This is a genomic window from Rhodococcus sp. IEGM 1302 (genome assembly GCF_030056935.1).
Lineage (GTDB): Bacteria > Actinomycetota > Actinomycetes > Mycobacteriales > Mycobacteriaceae > Rhodococcus_F > Rhodococcus_F qingshengii.
This window is the reverse complement of record NZ_JASHKY010000003.1, coordinates 1-23,177: the sequence shown is the minus strand read 5'-3', so window position 1 is coordinate 23,177 and position 23,177 is coordinate 1. Positions and strand designations below refer to the sequence as shown.

The following is a 23,177-nucleotide window of genomic DNA, read 5'->3' as shown; positions in this document are numbered from 1 at the left end:
GCTCAATTCGAGATTACCGCCGATTCCAGGAGTGCTGCCTAGAGAAATGCGGACGGGAAGAGTTCGCGGTAACTCGGGATTCCGGCTACCGACGTGGCGTCGAGAATCGCTGTGACGATCGCACGTTCGACCACCTGGGCCGAAGCCGCGCACACCGCGTCGAGTATCGGCAGATCGTTCGGGAAAGCGTCCGGAACCGTGATCTCCGAATTCGGAGTGTGATCACCGGTGGCGAGCGCAAAGATCGTGTCGCCGTCGAGCGGCGAATGTGCGGGCCGAATTGCTCGGGCCAGGCCGTCATGACCTGCGACGGCGACGCGTCGGCACCCGGCTTTCGTCAAGGCGGCGTCAGTGGCGACCACACCGATCGTGGTGTTGAGGACGGTTCCCTTGGCTGCAACGGCGTTGGCCGACGCGAGTTCGGACGCGTCGGGGAGCCTGAGGCCGAACGACTCCGCGCCGTCCGAGCCGACGCCCCACGGCAGGCCTGTTCTGGGGTCGAAGACCGAACCCACCGGATTCGCCACGATCAAGGCGGAGACCGTCGTCCCCTCGGCGGGGCCGTCGGCGATCACGACGCTGGCCGTTCCCACCCCACCCTTGAGCGCTCCGGCTCTGGCACCTACCCCCGCGCCGACCGTGCCCGTGGCGAATTCGCGCGAAGCAGTGTCGGCAGCGAGGAATCCGAAATCGCCGGTCGGACGAACGGTCCAGTCCCCCACCGGCAGATCGAAGATCACGGCGCCGGGCACGATCGGTACCACCTGGCCGGGAGCGCCCATCGCGATCCCGTGATCGTGTTCCTCGAGCCAGCGCATCACTCCGTCGGCCGCGGCAAGTCCGTAGGCACTACCGCCGGTCAACAGCACGGCATTGACCTGCTGGACCGAATGGCTCGGGTCGAGCAGATCGGTCTCGCGGGTACCCGGACCGCCGCCCCGGACGTCGACTCCGGCGACCACACCGGCCGACGCGAGCACGACCGTGCAGCCGGTGGCTGCGCCGCTTCCGAGAGTGGCTCCCTCGTCGAGCTTGTGGTGATGACCGACGGCGAGGCCGGCGACATCTGTCAGTGAATCAGTGGGCCCGGTCCGCGTTGTGGTCATGGCATGAGCGCCTGGACGAGGGAGTCCTGCATCCACGTCAACCAGTGATAGACGTCGAGATGCGGGGCTCGCGGGTCGTCGGGTTCGAGGCTCTCCGGGGTGTCGGCGTCGATGCCGAGATTGGTTCCGAGCGCGAGACGGACGTCGTTGAGCGAGGACAGCCAGGCGTCGGCCTGTTCCTGCGTGAGAACGACCTTGCCGCCGGCCTCCGGAAGCGAAGCCAACAACATGCGAGCGGACTCACGCTTGGCGTCGATGATCTCGGGTTCGTGCAAACTGCGCAGCGCGCCGTTGACATTGGCGCCGGCGTCGTCGAGATCGTCACTGTCCGGAGCGACCTTGTCCGGATCGGTGCGCTGGAAGTCGGGAAGCAAACGCGCCAAGACCGGATTGTCGGGCGTCTCCGAATTTCCGGTACGAAGACCCGTCAGCGCGGCGAGCTCGTCTTCCGGCGCCGAAGACGAGCGCTCGTCGAGAAGCCCGGTCACCGACTCCACGAGCGAGCGCAGAACCGCCGCCTCGTGGCCGTCCATCTCGGACTTGAACTTCACTCCGCCGAGTGAACTCTTCCTACTCCACGTCCGCACGCGTCGGACTCCCGTCTACGAGTTAGGCGAACAAATCGGTCGAAAAAGTGCTTTTCTCAGGTGTCGTCGCGTTGCATCGTGGCCCAGAGACCGGCAGCGTGGAGGCGACGAACATCGGCCTCCATCTTGTCGCGCGAACCGCTCGAGACCACGGCCTTGCCCTCCGAATGGACCTGCATCATCAAGTCGGTGGCCTTGGCTTTGCTGTAGCCGAACAACTTCTGGAACACGTAAGTCACGTAATGCATGAGATTGACCGGGTCGTCCCAGACGATGGTCACCCAGGGCCGATCTGCGGCTTCGATGGTCGAAACAGCCTCCGACTGCTCGGGCGTGGCTTGAGGAGAGGAAGCCGTAGCGCCTCTCATCGTTACGTTCGCCGAGTAAGTGCCGGACACGGTCGCGCCGCCGAAAACCATGTATCCAGGGTACGGCGCGACGAGAGGCGACAACACCCACCCACGTCGTCTCGCGCATAGAGTTGTGTGCGTGCCTACGCAAATTTCCGACATCCGCGACGCCGGTGCCAGCACCGCACTGCTCACCGATCAGTACGAACTGACCATGCTCTCGGCGGCTCTCGCCGACGGATCTGCCTTCCGCAACTGCAGTTTCGAGGTATTTGCACGGCGGCTGCCAGACGGTCGTCGCTACGGCGTCGTCGCCGGTACCGAGCGCCTTCTCGACGCACTCGAGCAGTTCCGGTTCGGTGAACCGGAACTGGCGATCGTTGCAAAATTTCTCGACGACACGACCGTCGAGTGGCTGCGCAACTATCGATTCTCCGGTGACATCGACGGCTACCGCGAGGGCGATTTCTACTTCCCCGGATCACCGATCCTTTCGGTCCGCGGAACTTTCGCCGAGTGCGTCATCCTCGAAACCTTGATTCTCTCGATCCTCAACCACGACAGCGCGATCGCTTCGGCCGCAGCCCGCATGGTGAGCGCAGCGGGCGGTCGACGGATGATCGAGATGGGCTCGCGTCGTACACACGAACAGGCCGCCGTCGCCGCTTCACGTGCCGCGTATCTCGCCGGCTTCGACGCCACCTCCAACCTCGAAGCCGCGCGGCGTCACGACGTACCCAGTGCAGGTACCAGCGCGCACGCCTTCACTCTCCTGCACACCACCGAAGACGGTCCGGACGAGGGAGCGGCATTCCGCGGTCAGGTCGCGGCACTCGGCGTATCCACCACGTTGCTCGTCGATACCTACGACATCACCGAGGGTGTGAAAACGGCTGTCGCCGTTGCCGGTCCCGAGCTGGGCGGGGTTCGCATCGACTCCGGCGATCTCGGCGTTCTTGCTCGTCAGGTACGCCAACAACTCGACGATCTCGGTGCTACCAAAACACGCATCGTCGTCTCCGGCGACCTGGACGAGTACGCGATCGCGGCTCTGCGCGCCGAACCCGTCGACTCGTACGGCGTCGGCACTTCCCTGGTCACCGGATCAGGCGCCCCCACCGCCGGCATGGTCTACAAACTTGTCGAGGTCGACGGAATCGCGGTCGAGAAGAGAAGCACCAACAAGGCATCTCGCGGCGGCGCAAAGAAGGCACTGCGCGTAGTGCGTCCGACCGGAACGATCGTCGAAGAAGTCATCTACCCCGCCGGATCACCGTCACCTGTCTCCGATGCGGACGGCGCGACCGAACTGCTGATCCCGCTGGTTCGCGAAGGCAAGGTCGTCGACAGCGCGCCGACGCTCGAAGAGAGCAGAGCAGTTCTGAAGGCAGGGCTCGTGAGCCTGCCGTGGGAAGGCCTCAAGCTCTCGCGCGGAGACTCGGCTGTGCCCGTTCGATTCACCGGAGGTGAGCACCAGTGAGTGCAAAAGCACTGATAATTGTCGACGTTCAGAACGATTTCTGTGAAGGTGGAGCTCTTGCAGTCGACGGCGGTGCTGCGGTTGCGGGAGCCGTCAACGATTTCGTCAACTCCCACGAGTACGACGCCGTAGTCGCGACTCGCGATTTCCACATCGACCCTGGGGCGCACTTCTCCGAGAATCCCGACTTCATCGACAGCTGGCCGGTTCACTGCGTCGTCGGGACAGCCGGCGCCGAGTTCCATCCGGCGTTCGACGCTTCCGTCGCCGGGTCGGCGATCTTCTCCAAGGGCGCCTACAGCGCGGCCTACTCCGGTTTCGAAGGAGCAGCCGAGGACGGCACGACGCTCGAGGACTGGCTCCGCGCCCACGAGATCACCGACGTCGACGTGATCGGAATTGCCACGGATCACTGTGTCAAGGCCACGGCCGTCGATGCCGCGCGCGCGGGGTTCGCCACGACTGTCCTTCTCCCCTTCACCGCTGGTGTGTCGACCGCCACGATCGAGTCGGCATTGGTGCAGATGCGGGAGGCGGGAGTGCAGCTGATCGGGCGAGACGAGGCCTCGTCGCAAGAAGACTCGAATGCCGGGGAACCACCCCGGGAATCATCCGTGGACGTTTCTGACGTAGGGATCCATTAACCTTCGTGGGTGGCCGATCAACTCCCGAACGTTCCCGAACTGCTCCAGACAGCGGTGCGGTCGCTCGGCGGTGCCGAACGAACCAGTCAGCTGACGATGGCGTCCGCCGTGGCGCACTCGATCGACACCGGCGAGCATCTGGCCGTCCAGGCCGGCACCGGTACCGGTAAGTCGCTCGCCTACCTCGTTCCGAGCCTGCGCCACGCGGTCGAATCGGGACGCACCGTGGTCGTGTCCACCGCCACCATCGCGCTGCAGCGTCAGCTCGTCGACCGAGATCTGCCTCGGCTCGCCGATGCCCTGAAGAAGCCACTCGGCCGACGCGCAGAGTTCGCAATCCTCAAGGGCCGCAACAACTATCTGTGCATGAACAAGATCCATACCGGCGCGTCCGAGCAGCCACCCGAGGACGAGTTGTTCGATCCGTTCACGGTCTCGCGTCTCGGCCGGGAGGTCGTCCGCCTCACCGAATGGTCCTCCGACACCGAAACCGGTGATCGGGACGAATTGGTGCCGGGCGTATCCGATCAGGCGTGGCGGCAGGTCAGTGTCACCTCCCGCGAATGCATCGGTAAGAACCAGTGCCCGGTCGGTGAGGACTGCTTCGCCGAGCGCGCCCGAGTCGAGGCGTCGAAGGCCGACGTAGTGGTCACCAACCACGCACTGCTCGCGATCGACGCCATCACCGGCATCCAGATCCTGCCTGACCACGACGTCGTGGTGATCGACGAGGCCCACGAGTTGGTCGACCGCGTCACCGGCGTCGCCACGGCCGATCTCACTGCCGCCTCGATCAGTGCCGCGGCCCGGCGTTGCGGCAAGATCGCCGAAGAGCAGGATGCCGATCGCCTCGAAGCTGCCGGCGAGGGGTGGGCTGGACTCCTCGAGGAATTGCGCCCAGGTCGCTGGGAAGGCCTCCCGGACGGGGCGGCACCCGCACTGGCTGCGATCCGCGACGCGGCCTGGTCGCTGCGCACCGCTATCGGTCCGGCCAAACCGGGTATGGCTGCTGCAGATCCCGAAGCCGCTGCGGCCCGCAACGCCGCACTCTCGTCCGTCGACGACGTCCACGACAGTGCAGTGCGTATTCTCACCGCTTTCGACGAACCCGACCCGGCCAAGCGCAAGGACGTCGTCTGGCTGTCCTCGGACGAGTTCCGCGGATCGGTGCGGCGCTCCGTCCGGATGGCTCCGCTCTCGGTCGGCGGATTGCTGCGCTCGCGACTGTTCGCCGAATCCACCGTCGTTCTCACTTCCGCGACACTGACCGTCGGCGGATCGTTCGACGGTCTCGCCGTCAACTGGGGTCTTCCTGCGGAATCGTCCGCGCGCCCCGACTCGGGTACCGCCATCGGCACCGAAGCACCTTCTGACGCTTCGGCTTTCCGCTGGAACTCACTCGACGTCGGGTCGCCCTTCGACCATGCAAAGGCCGGCATCATCTACATTGCCCGCCACCTCCCTACGCCCGGCCGCGACGGCCTCTCCCCGGTCTATCTCGACGAGATCGCCGAACTCGTCGAGGCTGCGGGCGGACGCGCCCTCGGCCTGTTCTCTTCGATGCGCGCCGCCAAAGCCGCCTCGGAGGCGATGCGTGAACGCCTCGACACCCCCATCCTGTGCCAGGGCGACGACGCCACTGGCACCCTCGTCAAGGCCTTCGCCAAGGACGAACCCACGTCACTGTTCGGCACGTTGTCCCTGTGGCAAGGCGTCGATGTTCCGGGTCCGTCACTGAGCCTCGTCATCTTGGACCGGATTCCGTTCCCGCGCCCGGACGACCCACTGTTGATGGCTCGCCAGCAGGCTATCGAATCCCATGGCGGTAACGGCTTTCTCAGCGTCTCGGCCAATCACGCGGCGCTGCTCCTGGCACAGGGCGTCGGCCGTCTGCTTCGTAGCACCGACGACAAGGGCGTGGTGGCCGTGCTCGATCCGCGTCTGGCCACGGCGAGATACGCGGGTTACCTTCGCGCATCGCTGCCGCCGTTCTGGGAGACGACCAACCCCGAAGTCGTCCGCAAGGCGCTCACCCGCATCCGCGACTCACGTCCCTGAGCCGGTTCTCACGCGGGCACAATTCTGCCCCGGTACCGACCGAACGGACCGGGGCAGAATGCAATACGTCAGACGCTCGGAGTGGTCACCAACCCGAGTTCGGACGCATCGACCAACAACCGGTGATGCGGCAGCACCCGCACGGTGTATCCCACGGAGCCGGAGACCGGAAGCGCAACCTCGGCTTCGAAGATCTCGGTTCCGTCCTCGGCGCCGAAGTGCGTCATCGGGAACGTCACCACGTCGGTGAGTTCCTCGCCTGGGCTGACGCGTCCCAGGACTGCCTGAACCTCCACATCCGAGACCGACAAGCCGCCGAGGCGGACCTTGGCCTTCAAAGAGATGGTCGCACCGATCTCCGGAGTGTCCGGCAAGCCGGAACCGTCCACCTGCTCGACGACGACCGACGGCCACTGCGATTCGATGCGACGACGGAACTCGGCCACCTCACGCGCGCCGGCAAAATCATCCGCCACTACCGCTCGAGCTGATTCCGCCGAAGGGGCGTAGTAGTCGACGGCGTAGTCACGAACCATGCGTGATGCCAACACCTTCGGGCCCAGATTCTCGAGGGTGTGGCGAACCCTCTCGACCCAGCGCGTCGGCAGATCGGCTGCATCACGGTCGTAGAACGTCGGCAGTACCGCGTGCTCGAGAAGTTCGTAGAGGGCGCTGGCTTCCAGATCGTCACGCCGCACGTCGTCGAGAACACCGTCGGCCGTCGGAATGGCCCACCCGTTCTCGCCGTCGTACATCTCGTCCCACCATCCGTCGCGAATGGAGAGGTTGAGGCCGCCGTTGAGCGCGGATTTCATGCCGGAAGTACCGCACGCCTCGAGGGGGCGAAGCGGGTTGTTGAGCCACACGTCGCAGCCCCAGTACAAGTAGCGGGCCATCGACATGTCGTAATCAGGCAGGAAGACGATGCGGTGACGCACATCCGCTTCGTCGGCGAACCGCACGACCTGCTGGATGAGTGCCTTACCGCCGTCGTCGGCGGGGTGCGACTTGCCGGCCACCACCAACTGCACCGGACGTTTCTCGTCGAGCAACATCGCACGCAGACGCTCGGGATCACGCAGCATCAGCGTCAACCGCTTGTACGTCGGAACGCGCCTGGCGAATCCGACTGTCAAGACGTTGGGATCGAATACTCCAGTGGTCCAGCCGAGTTCGGCCTCGGTCGCGCCGCGTTCGAGCCAGGACGCTCGGACGCGACGACGAACTTCGTCGACCAACTTGCCGCGCAACGCATTACGTGTTTCCCACAGTTCGGTTGCCGACAACTCGTGCAGGCGCTCCCACCCGCGTGCTTCTTCGAGTTGCTCCTGACCGACGATCCGCCTGGCCACGTCCATCCACTCCGGCGCCGCCCACGTCGGCGCGTGAACACCGTTGGTGACCGAACCGATCGGCACCTCGTCGGCGTCGAAGCCCGGCCAGAGACCGTTGAACATGTCGCGGCTGACGATGCCGTGCAACTTCGAGACGCCGTTGGCTCGCTGGCCCAGGCGAAGACCCATGTGCGCCATGTTGAAGATCGAAGGATCGGCTTCACGCCCCATCCCGACGATGCGGTCGACGGTCAGGCCGGGAAGCAAACTCGATTCGTTCTCGCCGTTCGCTCCGCCGAAGTAGTGACGGACCAGGTCCGCCGGGAAGCGGTCGATTCCGGCGGGAACCGGAGTGTGCGTCGTGAAGACCGTTCCGGCACGGACCGCGGCCAGAGCCGAATCGAAGTCCAGACCGCTGGTGGTGACAAGTTCCCGAATCCGTTCGATGCCGAGGAATCCGGCATGCCCCTCGTTCATGTGGAACACCTCGGGATCGGGCAATCCGTACGCCGCGGTGTAGGCGCGCACCGCGCGGACGCCGCCGATACCCGCGAGGATCTCCTGCTTGATGCGGTGATCCTGGTCCCCGCCGTAGAGACGGTCCGTGACGCCGCGCAGATCCGCGTCGTTCTCGGCGATGTCGGAATCGAGCAGCAGCAACGGCACTCGTCCGACCTGAGCGATCCACACTCGCGCACGCAGCACCCGGCCACCGGGCATGGCGACGTGAATGACGACCGGCGATCCGTCTTCGGAAGCCGGGCCTGCGTCCGTCAGCAAACGAAGAGGCAACCCTTGAGGGTCGTGCGGCGGGTAGTGCTCGGCCTGCCAACCGTCGGCGGTCAGCGACTGGCGGAAGTAGCCGGATCGGTAGAGCAGTCCGACGCCGATGAGCGGCAGCCCGAGGTCGGACGCGGCCTTGAGGTGATCGCCCGCCAGGATGCCCAATCCACCGGAGTAGTTGGGCAGAACTTCGCTGACTCCGAACTCCATGGAGAAGTACGCAATTCCGCCGGCTAACGATGTGCCCTTGGCCTGCTGGGACTGATACCAACGCGGGGTGCTCAGATAAGCATCGAGATCGGCTGCTGCAGTGTCGAGGTCACCGAGAAATGCCTCGTCACTGCTGAGTTCGTCGAGACGGGTGGGGTCGACTTCCCCGAGCATGCGGACCGGATCGAACTGGACTGCTTGCCAGAGTTCGGGGTCGAGTCGCGAGAACAGATCCTGTGTCTCGGGATGCCACGACCACCGAAGGTTGGTGGACAGGGGGCCGAGCGCGGCGAGGCGCTCCGGAAGGTGGGCTCGGACAGTGAACCGACGCAAGGCTTTCACCCCGCGAACCCTAGTCGAGTTCCTTGCACTCTGTCCGGTGGAACCGAACGCCCGAGCCGACCTGACCACCGACAGACCCGCATTCGTCGTTATCAGCACTCCAGCGCCGCACCCACTACGGTTGAACCCGGCGAAAGAAAGTTTTACCGCGATCCATCACCAGAAATGGAGCTTCCCGTGTCAGGACGCCTCGGTATCGACGACGTGGTACCCGAGATCTCGGGTAACTATCCGGCAAAGGCCGTGGTCGGTGAAGTCTTCCCAGTGCACGCAACCGTGTGGCGAGAAGGCCACGACGCCATTTCCGCCACTTTGGTCGTGCGTGGTCCGCGCGGTACCAAGCCGCTGCGCATTCCGATGGACCCCGGCACCGAACCGGACACCGTCGACGCGGTGTTCACACCGTCCGCCGAAGGTATGTGGTCGTTCCGGATCGAGGCGTGGAGCGATCCCATCGCCACCTGGAAGCACGCCGTGGAAGCGAAACTCGCCGTCGGGCAAGGGGCGGCCGAGTTGGCCAACGACCTGGAAATCGGTGCGCGCCTGTTCGAACAGGCCGCGCACGAGGTACCGCGGGGCAACAGGTCCAGGCTCGAGGCCGTCACGGCGTCGCTGCGCAGCGATCAGGCGCTGACTGCTCGCGTCGCGCCGGCCTTCGCCTCCGACGTCGCCGAACTGCTCCGCGCCACTCCGCTCCGTGAACTGGTCACCAAGGGCGAGTCCCACCCCGTCGTCGTCGATCGCAACCGTGCACTGTTCGGATCGTGGTACGAGTTCTTCCCCCGCTCGACGGGCGGTTGGGACGAGAACGGGGTGCCGCAACACGGTACTTTCCGAACCTCGGCCGAAGACCTACCCCGCATCGCCGCAATGGGTTTCGACGTCGTCTACCTTCCGCCGATCCATCCCATCGGCGAGATCAACCGCAAGGGACGCAACAACACTCTCACTCCCGAACCCGGTGACGTCGGCTCGCCGTGGGCCATCGGCTCGGTCGACGGCGGGCACGACGCGGTTCACCCGCAACTCGGCACGCTCAAGGACTTCAAGGCCTTCGTCGCTGCGGCCCGCAAGCTCGATCTCGAAGTGGCATTGGATCTCGCGCTGCAGTGCGCCCCGGATCATCCATGGGCCAAGAAGCATCCGGAGTGGTTCAACGTCCTTCCCGACGGCACCATCGCCTACGCCGAGAACCCGCCCAAGAAGTATCAGGACATCTACCCGATCAACTTCGACACCGATCCTCGCGGTCTGGACAAGGAAATCCTGCGCGTGGTCCGCCACTGGATCAACGCCGGAGTCAAGATCTTTCGTGTCGACAACCCGCACACCAAGCCGCCCAACTTCTGGGAGACACTCATCTCGGAGGTCAAGAAAACCGACCCCGACGTCTTGTTCCTCGCCGAGGCTTTCACTCGTCCGGCGCGCATGTACGGCCTTGCCCGGCGCGGGTTCACGCAGTCGTACACGTACTTCACCTGGCGAGTTGCGAAGTGGGAGCTCACCGAATTCGGTAACGAGCTGGCGGCGAAGGCCGACGAAGCCCGACCGAACCTCTTCGTGAACACGCCGGACATCCTGCACGAGTCCCTCCAGCACGGTGGGCCCGGAATGTTTGCACTGCGAGCAGCTCTCGCCGCCACCCTGGCGCCGACGTGGGGCGTCTACTCCGGTTACGAACTCTACGAACACCAAGCCGTTCGCCCCGGCAGCGAGGAATACCTCGACTCCGAGAAATACCAACTTCGGCCGCGCCGTTTCGCCGAAGCAGCAGCGCGAGGCGAGTCTCTCGAGCCGTGGATCACCGCGCTCAACCGCATCCGGCGTGCACATCCGGCCCTGCAACAGTTGCGGAACCTGCACTTTCACCACATCGACAACGACGCGTTGATCGCCTACTCGAAGTTCGACGCCTCGACCGGTGACGCCGTCCTGACGGTGATCAACCTCAACCCGTTCGCTGCAGAAGAGGGCACCGTCTGGTTGGACATGCCGGCGCTCGGACGCGAATGGCACGACCACATGACCGTGCTCGACGAGGTAACCGGTGAGCAGTTCAATTGGGGCCAAGCCAATTTCGTCCGCCTCGAGCCCTGGCGTTCGGTGGCGCACATCCTCGCGCTCCCACCGGTTCCGTATCCGGCCCGGATCTCTCTGGCCTACCAAGCACGCAATGCGCACCGCGCAGGTGGAGGCAAGTGATGTCAACCGAGAAGTTCCCTTCGGGTATCGCACCGGACAATCACGATCTGGAGCTGTTGGCGCGCGGTGAACATCACGATCCGCACAGTGTCCTCGGCGCCCATCCCCACGCCGACGGCACCGTTCTGCGAGCGTTGCGTCCCAACGCCGAGTCCGTCAGCGCCGTCATCGGCGGCAAAGACTTTCCTCTCGAACATGTTTCGAACGGAATCTTCGTGGCTCTGGTCCCCTACCCCGACCTGATCGACTATCGCTATTCCGTGACGTACCCGGGTGGACACACGGTTCTCGCAGCCGACCCTTACCGATTCCTGCCGACTCTCGGTGAACTCGACCTTCACCTGTTCGGCGAAGGTCGGCACGAACGACTGTGGGACATCCTCGGCGCACATCCGCGTTCTTACGAGACACCGGACGGACCCGTCGACGGCACCTCGTTCGCCGTCTGGGCTCCGGCCGCCCGCGGCGTGACCGTCGTCGGCGACTTCGACGGGTGGAGTGGGCAATTTGCCCCCATGCGAGTCCTCGGATCCACTGGGGTCTGGGAACTCTTCCTGCCCGACATCGCAGTCGGTTCGCTGTACAAGTTCCGGGTCCACGGCCACGACGGCTCCGTTCGCGACAAGGCCGATCCCATGGCATTCGGTACCGAGGTCCCGCCGGCGACTGCATCGCGAGTGACCACCAGTTCGCATGAGTGGAACGACGCGGCCTGGCTCGAAACCCGCGCCGGTGTCGATCCTTCGCAGTCCCCGATGAGCGTGTACGAGGTGCACCTCGGATCGTGGCGTCCCGGACTCGACTACCGGCAGATGGCCGAGCAACTCGCCGTCTACGTCACCGAAACCGGATTCACCCACATCGAACTGCTGCCCGTCTCCGAGCATCCGTTCGGTGGATCGTGGGGATACCAGGTCACCTCGTACTACGCACCGACCTCCCGCTTCGGCACCCCGGACGACTTCCGCTGGTTCGTCGACCACCTGCACGCCGCAGGGATAGGTGTCATCGTCGACTGGGTGCCTGCACACTTCCCCAAAGACGAGTGGGCCCTGGCTCGTTTCGACGGAACTCCCCTGTACGAGCACGCCGATCCGCGTCGCGGCGAGCAGTTGGACTGGGGCACATACGTATTCGACTTCGGTCGCCGCGAGGTGCGGAACTTCCTCGTCGCCAATGCACTCTTCTGGCTCGAGGAGTTCCACATCGACGGACTTCGCGTCGACGCCGTCGCCTCCATGCTGTACCTGGACTACTCACGTCCGGAAGGTGGTTGGACTCCCAACATCCATGGCGGCCGCGAGAATCTCGAAGCCGTTGCGTTCCTGCAGGAAATGAATGCAACCGTCCACAAGAACCATCGAGGAGTCGTCACCGTCGCCGAGGAGTCGACGGCGTGGCCCGGAGTCACACGGGCGACCAATGTCGGTGGCCTCGGATTCAACATGAAATGGAACATGGGGTGGATGCACGACACCCTCGGGTTCCTCGGTCACGACCCGGTGCACCGGACCTACCACCATCACGAGATCACTTTCTCGCTGATGTACGCGTGGAGCGAGAACTACCTGCTGCCGATCAGTCATGACGAAGTGGTGCACGGCAAGGGAACTCTGTGGACCCGGATGCCCGGCGACGACTTCGCCAAGGCGTCCGGCCTGCGCTCACTGCTTGCATACATGTGGGCGCATCCTGGCAAGCAACTGCTGTTCATGGGACAGGAGTTCGGTCAGAGTGCGGAATGGTCCGAAGAACGCGGCCTCGACTGGTGGCAGCTCGACGATCAGTACACCGGCACTCTCCATCGCGGCGTCCAGCGACTGGTCGGCGATCTCAACTCCGCGTATCGACGTCATCCGGCCATGTGGACCCTCGACACCTCGCCCGGTGGATACTCCTGGATCGACGCCAACGACACCGAGAACAACGTCCTCAGTTTTCTGCGTTACGGTACTGACGGTTCGATTGTCGCCTGCCTGTTCAACTTCTCGGGCAGTGAGCACTCGAGCTACCGCGTCGGGCTACCAGAGCCCGGCCGATGGGTGGAAATTCTCAACACCGATGCCGAGGTGTACGGCGGCTCCGGAGTCGGGAACCTCGGAGCGGTCACAGCAACGTCGCATTCGTGGCACGGTCGGCCAGCCTCCGCACAGGTGGCGCTGCCAGCTGCTGGAGCGATTTGGATAAGTCTGGAGCGTTGATGGTCGGCCGGCGAGTAGTCATTGTCACGTCGTCACTGTTGGCAGTGGCAGCACTGCTCGCCGGTTGTGCCCAGGGAACGAGTGGCCACGCCGTCTCGATTTATCACGATCCCTTCCGCGTCGCCGGACTCGACGCAACGGCAGGACCAAGTGGGTTGCGTCCGGGAGCCCCCAACGCCGACCGAGCAATCACCGGCACCGACGGCGGGGACATCGACGCGCTGGCAGCCAACGCCATCACAGACATCGAAACCTACTGGGCCGCCGAGTACCCGGCTCTGTTCGACAAGCCCTTCGAACCGGTCGACGAGCTGATCTCGTGGGACCCCACCGAATCGAACGGCCCGGACTTCTGTGAGGAGACCACCGAAGAACTCATCAACGCCGGGTACTGCAGCATCGATCACACCATCGGTTGGGATCGTGAATTGCTGCTGCCCGAGGTGCGGGAGAAGTTCGGTGAAGTGGCCGTCGCGTTCATCTTTGCGCACGAGTACGGCCATGCCGTTCAACGCAAGGCCGGGATCGTCGGCGGTAAACGAGACGCAGCCCTGGTGCGCGAACAGCAAGCCGACTGTTTCGGTGGCGCCTTCTTGCGGCACGTCGCCGAGGACAAGGCCGCGCACTTCACGATGAACACCTCCGACGGACTCAACAAGGTGTTGGCGTCGGCGGTCGCCATCCGCGACGAAGACCCTAATGATCCTGAGAGCCACCATGGTTCGGCGTTCGAGCGCGTCACCGCCACTCAGATCGGCTTCACCGACGGCGCCGGTGCGTGCGCGAAGATGGACGCCGACGAAATCGAGTCACGACGTGCAGACCTCCCGCAGCAGTTCGCCGAAGGCAACGATTCCGGAGAACTGCCCGTCACCGAGGCAACTCTCGACGAGTTCGTGAAGACCTTCCAAGCGATCTTCGATCTACCCGAGCCGCCGAAGGTCGTGTTCACCGGCGCAGACACCGGGTGCAGCGATGCCGTTGCGACCGAACCCGTCTCGTACTGCCCGTCGACGAACACCATCGGAATCAGCGTCGACGACCTTGCCGAGCGCGGCACGCCGGGTCGCGTCGGGCGACGCGAGTTGATCCAGACCAACATCACCGGTGACTACAACGCCTATGTCCTGCTCGCGTCGAGGTACACCCTCGCGATGCAGAAGGAGAACGGCCAATCGCTCGACACTCCGCAGACTGCCCTGCGCGCCGCCTGCCTGTCCGGCGTCATCACCGCAGCGCTCAGTCCCACCAACGCCGCGGCGTCCGGAGCACAGGTCACACTCTCCCCCGGCGACCTCGACGAAGCCGTATCGGGGCTGCTGACCGACGGCCTGGCTGCCAGTGATGTCAACGGTGAGACGGTTCCGAGCGGGTTCGCACGTGTCGACGCGTTCCGGACCGGCGTTCTCGGTGGCCGGGAAGTGTGCGACAGCCGCTACACGGAGTAGCGACTGCCGGTCCACACGTCAGTAGAGAGCGGAAGCCAACTTACGACGGGCCGCGATGACGATCGGTTCTGCCGGGTCGAACAGTTCGAACAGTTCGAGCAGGCGCGTCCGAGCGGCAGCCTTGTCGTCGCCGGCAGTTCGCGAGACCACCGAGATCAAGCGGGCGAACGACGCCTCGGGTTGCTGGGCGAACATTTCCAGGTCGGCCGCAGCGAACTGCAGTTCGAGATCGGACGGATCAGCATCCGCGGCCGCAATCGACTCGGGATCGACACCCTGAACCCGAGCCATGAACTTCACCTGGCGGACAGCGCTCTTGGCCTCCGCATTGTTGGGTTCGGCGTCGAGAATTTCCTGGTACGCAGCGATGGCGGCGTCGAGATCGCCCTCGTCCAGCGCGGTTTCAGCGGCCACGAAGCGAGGATCCTCGACCTCCTCCACCGGTTCGTCCGCGTCGGAGACCGGCCCACTCAACTTGCCCTCGACAGCTTGGAGGACTGCGTCGAACCACTGGCTGAGCTGCGCCTCTGGCTGAGCGCCCTGAAAATCGGCCAACGGCTGACCAGCCGCGACAGCAACAACCGTCGGAACCGACTGGACGCCGAATGCCTGCGCGATACGAGGGCTCACGTCGACGTCGACGTTGGCAAGAATCCACTTGCCACCGGCTCGCGCTGCAAATGATTCGAGAACTTCGGTGAACACGACCGAGGGCTCGTATGCGCGGCCACCGATGTTGACGATCACCGGCACCTGGCTCGACTTCAGCAGGACTTCGCTTTCGAAGTTCTCCTCGGTCACCTCGATCACTGCCCCGGAGACAGCAGAAACGGCCCCGTCGCCGCTGGTGTTACGCGGCGGTGGTGGGGCCGTGGCCCGCTCTTTGAAGGCGGACAAGTCGACTGCGCCGCTCATGGCGGCAGCAACTGCGGACGAACGCGCGGGGGGCCTGGAACCTGGTCGAGTCACGGCTCCCAGTTTGTCACGAGTTGCGAGAAGCTACGTAGAGGGATGCAGCAGTCAGACGAGCGCCGCGTTGCCCTTGGACGCATCGAACTCCGTGGACAGCTCACCGAGCTTGCCGTTTCGCACTGCCCAGCGTTCGAAGATGACGGTGCCGAAGGGCGGAACGCTCGAGATCAGCGCAAGGATCGTGGTCTTGACGTCCCACTTGAGCGACCACGCGGTCAGGAGTGCAACAACGATGAACACCAGGAAGCCGGCGGTTCCGTGGACCATTCCGGGGATGCGAATCGCTTCTTCGTGTCCGAGGACCCACTTGAAGAACATGGCAACCAGCAAGGCCGCCCAGGTCACAGCTTCCCACCACGCCACCAGACGGAAGCGTTTCGCGGGAGTGGATACGTCAAAGATGTTCGCCATGAGGCCATTGTGCCCGAACAACTACGACGCCCCGTAGTTGTGTGAGCAAAACCACGGGGCGTCGCCGAGCGAGAGCGCTCGTTCAGGTGTATTTAGACACTCAGGCCTTGGGGACGCGGACGATGAGTGCGTCGCCTTGTCCGCCGCCGCCGCAGAGTGCGGCTGCGCCGATGCCGCCGCCGCGGCGTTGCAGTTCGAGGGCGAGGTGCAGGGCGATGCGGGCGCCGGACATGCCGAGGGGGTGTCCGACGGCGATGGCGCCGCCGTTGACGTTGACCTTGGCGGGGTCGAGGCCGAGTTCGCGGGTGGAGGCGATCCCGACGGCGGCGAATGCTTCGTTGATTTCGACGAGGTCGAGGTCGGTGGGGTCGATGCCTTCCTTCGCGCAGGCCTTGGCGATGGCACGGGCGGGCTGGGACTGGAGGGTGGAGTCCGGTCCGGCGACGACGCCGTGGGCGCCGATTTCCGCGATCCAGGTCAGGCCGAGTTCTTCGGCCTTGGTTTTGCTCATCACCACGACGGCGGCGGCGCCGTCGGAGATCGGGGAGGCGGAGCCGGCGGTGATGGTGCCGTCCTTGCTGAACGCGGGACGCAGTTTGCCGAGGGATTCGGTGGTGGTGTCGGCGCGGATGCCTTCGTCCTGGGCGAAGACGATGGGCTCGCCCTTGCGTTGGGGGATGGAGACGGGGACGACTTCGTTGTCGAAGAGGCCGTCTTTCCAGGCGCGGGCCGCGTTCTGGTGTGAGGCGGCGGCGAAGGCGTCCTGCTCGGCGCGGGTGATGTGGGCGGTTTCTTGTTGGTTGACTTGTTCGGTGAGCAGGCCCATGGCCTGGTCGGTGAAGATGTCGTGGAGGCCGTCGTAGGCCATGTGGTCGCGGAGGGTGACGTCGCCGTATTTGAAGCCTTCGCGGCTTTTTTCGAGCATGTGGGGTGCGCGGGACATCGATTCCTGCCCGCCGGCGACGACGATGTCGAATTCGCCGGCGCGGATGAGTTGGTCGGCGAGGGCGATGGCGTCGATGCCGGACAGGCACACTTTGTTGATGCTCAGGGCGGGGACGTTCATGGGGATGCCGGCGGCGACGGCGGCTTGGCGGGCGGGCATCTGGCCGGCGCCGGCGGTGAGGACCTGTCCCATGATGACGTAGTCGACTTGTTCGGGTGCGACTCCGGACTTGTCGAGGGCGCCTTTGATAGCGATGCCGCCGAGGTCGGACCCGGAGAGGTCTTTCAACGATCCGAGGAGTCGACCCATCGGGGTACGAGCTCCCGCAACAATCACAGAACTGGTCACGATTTCCTCCGGCTGCAAAAGAGAGATAGTCGTCGGTTCCGTGCGGCCTAAGAGCCAAGTCACATCCCGACGTGTACTCCTCAAACGGTAGCGCTACCGTGAAAGGTATGACACAGACCTCCCCCAGTTCTGCACTCGCACCTTTGTCGTCCGACCTCGTCGTCGCGATCGATCACGTCGGAATCGCGGTGCCCGATCTCGACGTGGCAATCGCGTGGTACACGCAGCACCTGGGCATGGTGTCGACCCACGAGGAAATCAACGAATCGCAGGGCGTGCGTGAGGCCATGCTCTCCGTCGTCGGCTCCCCCGCCGGATCCACTGCCGTTCAGCTGCTCGCTCCTCTGGACGAGAACTCGACCATCGCCAAGTTCATCGACCGAAGCGGCCCTGGACTCCAGCAGCTCGCCTACCGGGTCACCGACATCGACGCCATCTCCGCCGAGCTTCGCGACCGCGGGGTTCGGTTGCTGTACGACGCTCCCCGACGCGGTACGGCCAACTCGCGCATCAACTTCATCCACCCGAAGGACGCCGGCGGCGTCCTGGTGGAACTGGTCGAACCCGACGCGAGCCACTAGCAGACCCGACTCCAGCTCGTATGCCAGGTAGATTGTCGCCATGGCATACGAGCAGGACCGCGGTTCGATCCAACTTCCGTTCCAGATCGCACGGAAGGGATACGACCGCGACGAGGTACGCAACTACTTCGAGCGATTCGACGCGGAGCTGCGAGTTACCGCGGCTGATCGTGATGCTGCCGCTGCGCAGGCCCGTGACCTCGCCAAGCAGCTCGACGATGCACGCGACGACATCGACGACCTCCGCAAGGACGTCGACCGCCTCTCGGTACCGCCCACCACTGCGGAGGGCATGAGCGATCGCATCAGCCGCATGCTGCGCCTTGCCTCCGACGAGGCCTCGGAGGTGCGCGCGAAGGCCGAGGCCGACGCAGCCGAGATGACCTCCATCGCCGAACAGGACGGCGCCCGCCTTCGTGGTCACTACGAGTCGCTGATCGCCGAACTCGAGGACCGTCGCAACGCGATGGAAACCATGCACGAGCAGACCATGGCGCAGGCCCGTACCGAAGCCGCCCGGATCGTCGAAGCCGCGCAGGCCGAGCGGGATCGACTGGCTGCCGAGTCCGAGGCCAAGCGCACTCAGATCCGCGAAGACTTCGACATCTCGATGTCGGAGCGCCGCGCCAAGGTCGTCGCCGCCGTCAACGAGCTGGAGTCGTCGAGCAAAGCAGAGGCCGAGCGTCGACTCGCCGATGCGTCGCACGAGGCCCAGCGCAGGCTGCAGGCCGCCACTGATCAGTCAGAGCGCAAGATCGCTCACGCGAAGGAACTCACCGAAGAACTGCGCGTTCTCCGAGGCCGAATCCTGGCTCAGCTCTTGGGTATTCGCGGACAACTCGATTCGGTTCCGGCTATGCTCGCATCGGTCAACCGGGAGAGCGAACTCCTCGATGCACCGCCCGCTCCGGTCATCGTCGAAGCCGAGGAAGATCTCGAGATCGAAGACAAGAAGGCCGACGCAGATCCGGTCGACTCAGATAAGGTCAAATCAGAACCGAGTATCGACGAAGACGACGTTCTCGAGGACTCGGACGAGACGAACACCGCCGAGATCGACACCCGCGCCGTCGAGCAGCGAGCCCAGTCCAGGAACTGATCGACGCTCAGGACCACCGTCTGGTCAGGCTGCGCGTACCGCGGCCTGACCAGCATCCGGTGTGCCAGTGTCGACGCTCGTTCGCGCCGCCCGGTTCCGAAGGCCACGTCACCACGTGAGCGACGCCGGGTCTGATGTCGTGATCACAACCGGGGCATCGATAGAACTTCGTCGCGTTGGAGCCGGGTATCGGCCTCACCATGTACATTTCACCGCCCGGCCCGGGTTCCTCCCGGACCAGCGCTCCGCCGAACAACACGCCGCTTGGTGACGCCGACTCCGCGCTCGAATCCCGAGCACGCCGAGTATCCGTTCGACGGGTTTGCTTCGGCGAAGGTTTGCGGCGCGGCATGGTTCGAGTCTAAACAGCGTCAGAAGAGGCGGAACTCGGTGCTTTCGGTGCCCCGCAAGGCCTCGTAGTCAAGGACCAGGCAACGGATCCCACGGTCGTTGGCCAAAGTCTTTGCCTGCGGCTTGATCTGTTGCGCTGCAAAAACTCCCGTGACCGGCGCGAGCAGCGGATCGCGGTTGAGCAATTCGAGGTAGCGCGTCAACTGCTCGACGCCGTCGATCTCGCCGCGACGCTTGATCTCCACCGCCACCGATGCACCGTCCGCGTCTCGGACCAGAAGATCGACCGGCCCGATGGCCGTCATGTACTCACGCCGCACCAACGTGTAGCCGGGGCCGAGTGTCTCGACATGCTCCGCCAGAAGTTCTTGAAGGTGTGCCTCGACACCGTCCTTGATCAATCCCGGATCGAGACCGAGTTCATACGACGAATCGTGCTCGACCTCTTCGAGAGTGATCCGCAGTTCCTCGCCCGCCTTGTTGGTGACGACCCACAGGATGTCGTCGCCGTCCCCGGTGGTCTCGACCAACCAGCACGGCGGACTCATCCAGTTGAGCGGCTTGTACGCCCGATCGTCGGCATGGATACTGACCGAGCCGTCGGCTTTGACCAACAGCAGTCGTCTTGCGGTAGGGAGGTGGGAGGTCAGGCGTCCCACATAGTCGACACGGCAACGAGCAATAACTAGGCGCACCGGACCACCCTAAGCGATCATTACGACTACTCTCGACACACTATGCAGCGAAGCCGTGTCCCGAGTGCGCCCCTGGGGTCGTGGCTGCTCGGATCCACCGACGAAAGCCCCAGGCGCCGCCGAATCCGCGTCCAGGCACTACTCACCGCGCCCCTCCTGGTCACAAACCTGATCGGAGCGGTACTGGCGATCGTGCTCATCGGATTCGTGGTTCCCGGACCCGAGATCATCCACCCCGAATTCGCATGGATCAACTTCATTGCCGTGCCCGTCTTCATCGGGTGTGTCTTTCTCATCGGACTTCTGTGGGGCACCAAACGGCTGATGCGGGATCTTCGATGGGCCACCGAGGATCACCCACCGACAGAGCAGAATCAACGCGCGGCGCTGCGCGGGCCGTGGCGACTGACCCGAGTGCAAGCCGTCCTGTGGACGGCCGCGCTCATCACCTTCACCACCATGTACGGAATCGTCGACCCCGACGCCATTCCGAAAGTTCTGTTCACCGTAGCTTTCAGCGGTATCACCACGTGCGCTTTCTGCTACCTGCTCAGCGAGTTCGCACTCCGCCCGATTGCTGCGCGTGCACTCGAATCCGGAGCACCCCGCAAGGCTGCCGTTCTCGGACTGACCGGCCGGACAATCCTCGTCTGGCTGCTCGGAAGCGGAGTTCCCGTCACCGGCCTGATGCTCGTAGCGGTCTTCAGCTTCATCCGGCCTGCTTCGTGGCAAGCCCTTGCGACCGCGATCCTCGTCATCGGCGGGATCACTCTGTGCGTCGGACTCGGGCTGACATACATCAACATCCGGTCCGCCGCGGCCCCCATTCGGTCCGTGCGACGAGGAATGGAACAAGTCACCCGTGGCGACCTCACCGCGTCCGTCGTCGTGTACGACGGAACGGAACTGGGACTACTGCAGGCCGGCTTCAATCGCATGGCCGAGGGTCTGCGCGAGCGAGAGCGAATACGCGACCTCTTCGGGCGCCACGTCGGACACGAGGTTGCCGCAAACGCGGTTCGCCGAAACCCGGAACTCGGCGGTGAAGAACGTGACGTTGCCGTACTCTTCGTCGACGTCATCGGATCGACCACCATCGCGGCCACCAACTCCCCTACGGCGGTGGTCGCTCTACTCAACCGTTTCTTCGACGTCATCGTCGACGAGGTCGACGCACACGGCGGATTCGTCAACAAGTTCGAGGGCGACGCAGCGCTGGCGATCTTCGGAGCGCCGACGACACTCGACGATCACGCCGGCAGCGCACTCGCCGCTGCCCGCAAGATTCAGCAGCGCCTGCGTGCCGAGGTTCCGGAAGTGAGCGCGGGAATCGGCGTCGCCGCAGGTGTTGCCGTAGCCGGGAACGTCGGTGCGCGAGAAAGATTCGAGTACACCGTCATCGGTGATCCCGTCAACGAAGCGGCGCGACTGTCCGAAGTTGCCAAGACGGTTCCGGGTAACGTCGCCGCATCCGGTCGGGCTGTGGCTGCCGCTGACAGCGCCGAGGCTGCACAGTGGTCGATCACCGAGAACATCACCCTTCGCGGCCGCCTCGAACAGACCGAGCTCGCGATTCCGTGCGACGCCCTGGAGTCCGAGACCAGCCCGTCAGACTCCGTGCCCGTTCAGCCCTGACCCCACCTCCCCCCTGAGCGAACGGCACGTTCGGTCGGTCCAAGGCGATCAACGCCACGTTCGCTCGATGACTTTCCCGCTTCTCGACGGTCTATATCGGCACAGCGGAAATCCGACGACGCCTGGGAGATGGGTACGACTATGAAACTGACGACCTTTACCATCGCCACTCTCGACGGGGTGATGCAAGGACTCGGTGGGCCGGACGAAGATCGGCGAGGTGGATTCGAGCGGGGCGGCTGGTCCGCGCCATTGGTGGACACCGAAGCCATGGATTACCTCGTCCAGGTCTACCAGCGCGCTGACGCGTTCCTGTTCGGGCGACACACGTACGAGATCTTCGCCGGCTATTGGGGCGCGTTCGAGAATCCCGACGTCAACCCCATTGCAAGCGCACTGAATTCGCGGCCCAAGTACCTTGCGTCGACGACGCTCACCGATCCGCAATGGACGAACACGACAGCCCTTTCAGGTGACACCGCCACAGCTCTCGGCGAACTGAAAGCCAGACCCGGCGGTGAGCTTCAGGTGCACGGCAGTGGCAACCTGTGCCGCTGGCTTTTCGCGAACGATCTTGTCGACGAGATGATCCTGCTGATCGTTCCGGTGGTGGTAGGCCAGGGCACGCGACTGTTTCCCGACTCCGGACCGGACATCGCACTAGAGCTGGCCGAATCGCGAGCCACATCAAAGGGCGTGACGATTCAGAGGTATCTGCCGGCTGGCCGGCCGAAGTATGCGACTGCCACCGCCGACGGCATCGACTGATCCGGGCAAAGTGCCTGTCGTCCTCAGTCGTGTTCCCGCCCCTGATGGTGTGAACGTACCGTTCCCCTCGCCCAAGAGGGTGAGCGTGTCGTTCACTCGATCCCGGACGGGGTGGTGAGTCGGCGGCGTGCCCGCCCCTTTGATCGTGCGAACGGTGCGTTGGGTCGATCTGAGGCGACGAACGTACCGTTCACTCGAAGTCGGGGGTGCCGGCGAAGGTACTTTCGGGTGATGGTGGGGGTGTTTTGGGTACGAGAAAGCCCCCCAACCAGTACTGGTTGGGGGGCTTCTCTAATGTGTGTTCGGCGGTGTCCTACTCTCCCACACCCTGTCGAGTGCAGTACCATCGGCGCTGAAGGGCTTAGCTTCCGGGTTCGGAATGGGACCGGGCGTTTCCCCTTCGCTATGACCGCCGTAACTCTATGAAACTGTCACAGTAACCTTCTTCTGATCACCTGGTTTCACCACCCGTCAACACCAGTTTCTGGTGTTGGGGGATGGAGAAAACAGGGTTTCTCATCAGTATCTGTGTGTTGTTTCAGATACCGCACAGTGGACGCGTAGCTTCTTTGTGGTAAGTCCTCGGCCTATTAGTACCAGTCACCTGCATGCATTACTGCACTTCC

General features: G+C 64.2%; 19 protein-coding genes and 1 rRNA gene. 10 read left to right on the top strand and 10 right to left on the bottom strand.

All coding sequences use genetic code 11. The features are described from left to right. Window positions 1–38 precede the first annotated feature (38 nt). From QM609_RS07210 to clpS, 3 genes are read right to left on the bottom strand one after another with little or no spacing between them, the layout of a single operon-like run. The gene (locus QM609_RS07210) at window positions 39–1,106 is read right to left on the bottom strand and encodes a P1 family peptidase (protein ID WP_007733272.1); all 1,068 of its coding nucleotides are present in this window, start codon (window positions 1,104–1,106) and stop codon (window positions 39–41) included. Beyond that, the gene (aosR, locus tag QM609_RS07205; protein WP_050656796.1) at window positions 1,103–1,693 is read right to left on the bottom strand and encodes an oxidative stress transcriptional regulator AosR; all 591 of its coding nucleotides are present in this window, start codon (window positions 1,691–1,693) and stop codon (window positions 1,103–1,105) included. Before aosR ends, QM609_RS07210 begins: the two co-directional genes overlap by 4 nt. Window positions 1,694–1,749: 56 nt before the next feature. After that, window positions 1,750–2,061 carry an ATP-dependent Clp protease adapter ClpS gene (gene clpS, locus QM609_RS07200; RefSeq protein ID WP_037132099.1) on the bottom strand — a complete coding sequence of 104 codons (312 nt, stop codon included), beginning with the start codon at window positions 2,059–2,061 and terminating at the stop codon, window positions 1,750–1,752. Between the two features lie 121 nt (window positions 2,062–2,182). Here clpS and QM609_RS07195 point away from each other — a divergent pair, with 121 nt between their 5' ends. Genes QM609_RS07195 through QM609_RS07185 form a run of 3 tightly spaced genes read left to right on the top strand, consistent with a single transcriptional unit; the run spans window position 2,183 to window position 6,225 of the window. Continuing rightward, a complete protein-coding gene (locus tag QM609_RS07195; protein WP_167398209.1) occupies window positions 2,183–3,523 on the top strand; it encodes a nicotinate phosphoribosyltransferase in 1,341 nt (446 codons plus the stop codon). Beyond that, complete coding sequence (locus QM609_RS07190; protein ID WP_042446164.1) at window positions 3,520–4,167, top strand: nicotinamidase; 648 nt, start codon at window positions 3,520–3,522, stop codon at window positions 4,165–4,167. The genes QM609_RS07195 and QM609_RS07190 overlap by 4 nt, the downstream gene beginning before the upstream one ends. 9 nt (window positions 4,168–4,176) lie before the next feature. Continuing rightward, complete coding sequence (locus QM609_RS07185) at window positions 4,177–6,225, top strand: ATP-dependent DNA helicase (protein ID WP_050656794.1); 2,049 nt, start codon at window positions 4,177–4,179, stop codon at window positions 6,223–6,225. Window positions 6,226–6,293: 68 nt separating this feature from the next. Here the strand turns inward: QM609_RS07185 and glgP are convergent, their stop codons facing one another. Beyond that, complete coding sequence (glgP, locus tag QM609_RS07180) at window positions 6,294–8,894, bottom strand: alpha-glucan family phosphorylase (RefSeq protein WP_007733263.1); 2,601 nt, start codon at window positions 8,892–8,894, stop codon at window positions 6,294–6,296. A gap of 177 nt (window positions 8,895–9,071) precedes the next feature. On the opposite strand from glgP, the gene QM609_RS07175 reads away from it, so the two are divergent. Genes QM609_RS07175 through QM609_RS07165 form a run of 3 tightly spaced genes read left to right on the top strand, consistent with a single transcriptional unit; the run spans window position 9,072 to window position 14,745 of the window. Continuing rightward, window positions 9,072–11,096: an alpha-1,4-glucan--maltose-1-phosphate maltosyltransferase gene (locus tag QM609_RS07175; RefSeq protein WP_050656814.1), complete on the top strand. Its 2,025-nt coding sequence runs from the start codon at window positions 9,072–9,074 to the stop codon at window positions 11,094–11,096. After that, complete coding sequence (glgB, locus tag QM609_RS07170; protein WP_050656793.1) at window positions 11,096–13,297, top strand: 1,4-alpha-glucan branching protein GlgB; 2,202 nt, start codon at window positions 11,096–11,098, stop codon at window positions 13,295–13,297. Before QM609_RS07175 ends, glgB begins: the two co-directional genes overlap by 1 nt. Next, complete coding sequence (locus QM609_RS07165) at window positions 13,297–14,745, top strand: neutral zinc metallopeptidase (protein ID WP_050656792.1); 1,449 nt, start codon at window positions 13,297–13,299, stop codon at window positions 14,743–14,745. Before glgB ends, QM609_RS07165 begins: the two co-directional genes overlap by 1 nt. Before the next feature lie 18 nt (window positions 14,746–14,763). Here QM609_RS07165 and QM609_RS07160 read toward each other — a convergent pair whose 3' ends face one another. From QM609_RS07160 to QM609_RS07150, 3 genes are all read right to left on the bottom strand, one after another. Next, entirely contained in the window at window positions 14,764–15,660 is an 897-nt protein-coding gene (locus QM609_RS07160) for a tetratricopeptide repeat protein (protein WP_030537899.1), read from the bottom strand. A gap of 105 nt (window positions 15,661–15,765) precedes the next feature. Continuing rightward, the gene (locus QM609_RS07155) at window positions 15,766–16,128 is read right to left on the bottom strand and encodes a DUF3817 domain-containing protein (protein ID WP_007733255.1); all 363 of its coding nucleotides are present in this window, start codon (window positions 16,126–16,128) and stop codon (window positions 15,766–15,768) included. Window positions 16,129–16,228: 100 nt separating this feature from the next. Then, entirely contained in the window at window positions 16,229–17,422 is a 1,194-nt protein-coding gene (locus tag QM609_RS07150) for an acetyl-CoA C-acetyltransferase (RefSeq protein WP_102999546.1), read from the bottom strand. Between the two features lie 107 nt (window positions 17,423–17,529). On the opposite strand from QM609_RS07150, the gene mce reads away from it, so the two are divergent. Continuing rightward, window positions 17,530–18,003 carry a methylmalonyl-CoA epimerase gene (gene mce, locus QM609_RS07145; RefSeq protein WP_037131968.1) on the top strand — a complete coding sequence of 158 codons (474 nt, stop codon included), beginning with the start codon at window positions 17,530–17,532 and terminating at the stop codon, window positions 18,001–18,003. A 40-nt stretch (window positions 18,004–18,043) separates the two neighbouring features. Continuing rightward, window positions 18,044–19,102: a hypothetical protein gene (locus QM609_RS07140; protein WP_042452411.1), complete on the top strand. Its 1,059-nt coding sequence runs from the start codon at window positions 18,044–18,046 to the stop codon at window positions 19,100–19,102. Between the two features lie 7 nt (window positions 19,103–19,109). Here the strand turns inward: QM609_RS07140 and QM609_RS07135 are convergent, their stop codons facing one another. Beyond that, window positions 19,110–19,454 (bottom strand): Rv1322 family protein, encoded by a 345-nt coding sequence (locus tag QM609_RS07135; RefSeq protein ID WP_054828484.1) that lies wholly within the window; start codon window positions 19,452–19,454, stop codon window positions 19,110–19,112. Between the two features lie 19 nt (window positions 19,455–19,473). Beyond that, complete coding sequence (gene nucS / locus QM609_RS07130) at window positions 19,474–20,148, bottom strand: endonuclease NucS (RefSeq protein WP_007733244.1); 675 nt, start codon at window positions 20,146–20,148, stop codon at window positions 19,474–19,476. Window positions 20,149–20,190: 42 nt separating this feature from the next. On the opposite strand from nucS, the gene QM609_RS07125 reads away from it, so the two are divergent. Together QM609_RS07125 and QM609_RS07120 are read left to right on the top strand one after the other, a co-directional pair. Continuing rightward, window positions 20,191–21,783, top strand: coding sequence for an adenylate/guanylate cyclase domain-containing protein (locus QM609_RS07125; RefSeq protein WP_007733242.1), 1,593 nt, complete (start codon window positions 20,191–20,193; stop codon window positions 21,781–21,783). 141 nt (window positions 21,784–21,924) lie between these two features. Further along, window positions 21,925–22,551 carry a dihydrofolate reductase family protein gene (locus tag QM609_RS07120; protein WP_050657074.1) on the top strand — a complete coding sequence of 209 codons (627 nt, stop codon included), beginning with the start codon at window positions 21,925–21,927 and terminating at the stop codon, window positions 22,549–22,551. A 300-nt stretch (window positions 22,552–22,851) separates the two neighbouring features. Here the strand turns inward: QM609_RS07120 and rrf are convergent. Continuing rightward, window positions 22,852–22,968: ribosomal RNA gene (rrf, locus tag QM609_RS07115) — 5S ribosomal RNA — on the bottom strand. Between the last annotated feature and the right edge of the window lie 209 nt (window positions 22,969–23,177).

Coding starts and splice junctions, on each gene's coding strand:
- QM609_RS07165 (WP_050656792.1), top strand. CDS start 13,297: ATGGTCGGCCGGCGAGTAGTCATTGTCACGTCGTCACTGTTGGCAGTG.
- QM609_RS07155 (WP_007733255.1), bottom strand. CDS start 16,128: ATGGCGAACATCTTTGACGTATCCACTCCCGCGAAACGCTTCCGTCTG.
- QM609_RS07135 (WP_054828484.1), bottom strand. CDS start 19,454: ATGCCGCGCCGCAAACCTTCGCCGAAGCAAACCCGTCGAACGGATACT.
- glgB (WP_050656793.1), top strand. CDS start 11,096: ATGTCAACCGAGAAGTTCCCTTCGGGTATCGCACCGGACAATCACGAT.
- QM609_RS07160 (WP_030537899.1), bottom strand. CDS start 15,660: ATGAGCGGCGCAGTCGACTTGTCCGCCTTCAAAGAGCGGGCCACGGCC.
- clpS (WP_037132099.1), bottom strand. CDS start 2,061: ATGAGAGGCGCTACGGCTTCCTCTCCTCAAGCCACGCCCGAGCAGTCG.
- QM609_RS07140 (WP_042452411.1), top strand. CDS start 18,044: ATGGCATACGAGCAGGACCGCGGTTCGATCCAACTTCCGTTCCAGATC.
- QM609_RS07120 (WP_050657074.1), top strand. CDS start 21,925: ATGAAACTGACGACCTTTACCATCGCCACTCTCGACGGGGTGATGCAA.
- QM609_RS07210 (WP_007733272.1), bottom strand. CDS start 1,106: ATGACCACAACGCGGACCGGGCCCACTGATTCACTGACAGATGTCGCC.
- mce (WP_037131968.1), top strand. CDS start 17,530: ATGACACAGACCTCCCCCAGTTCTGCACTCGCACCTTTGTCGTCCGAC.
- QM609_RS07125 (WP_007733242.1), top strand. CDS start 20,191: ATGCAGCGAAGCCGTGTCCCGAGTGCGCCCCTGGGGTCGTGGCTGCTC.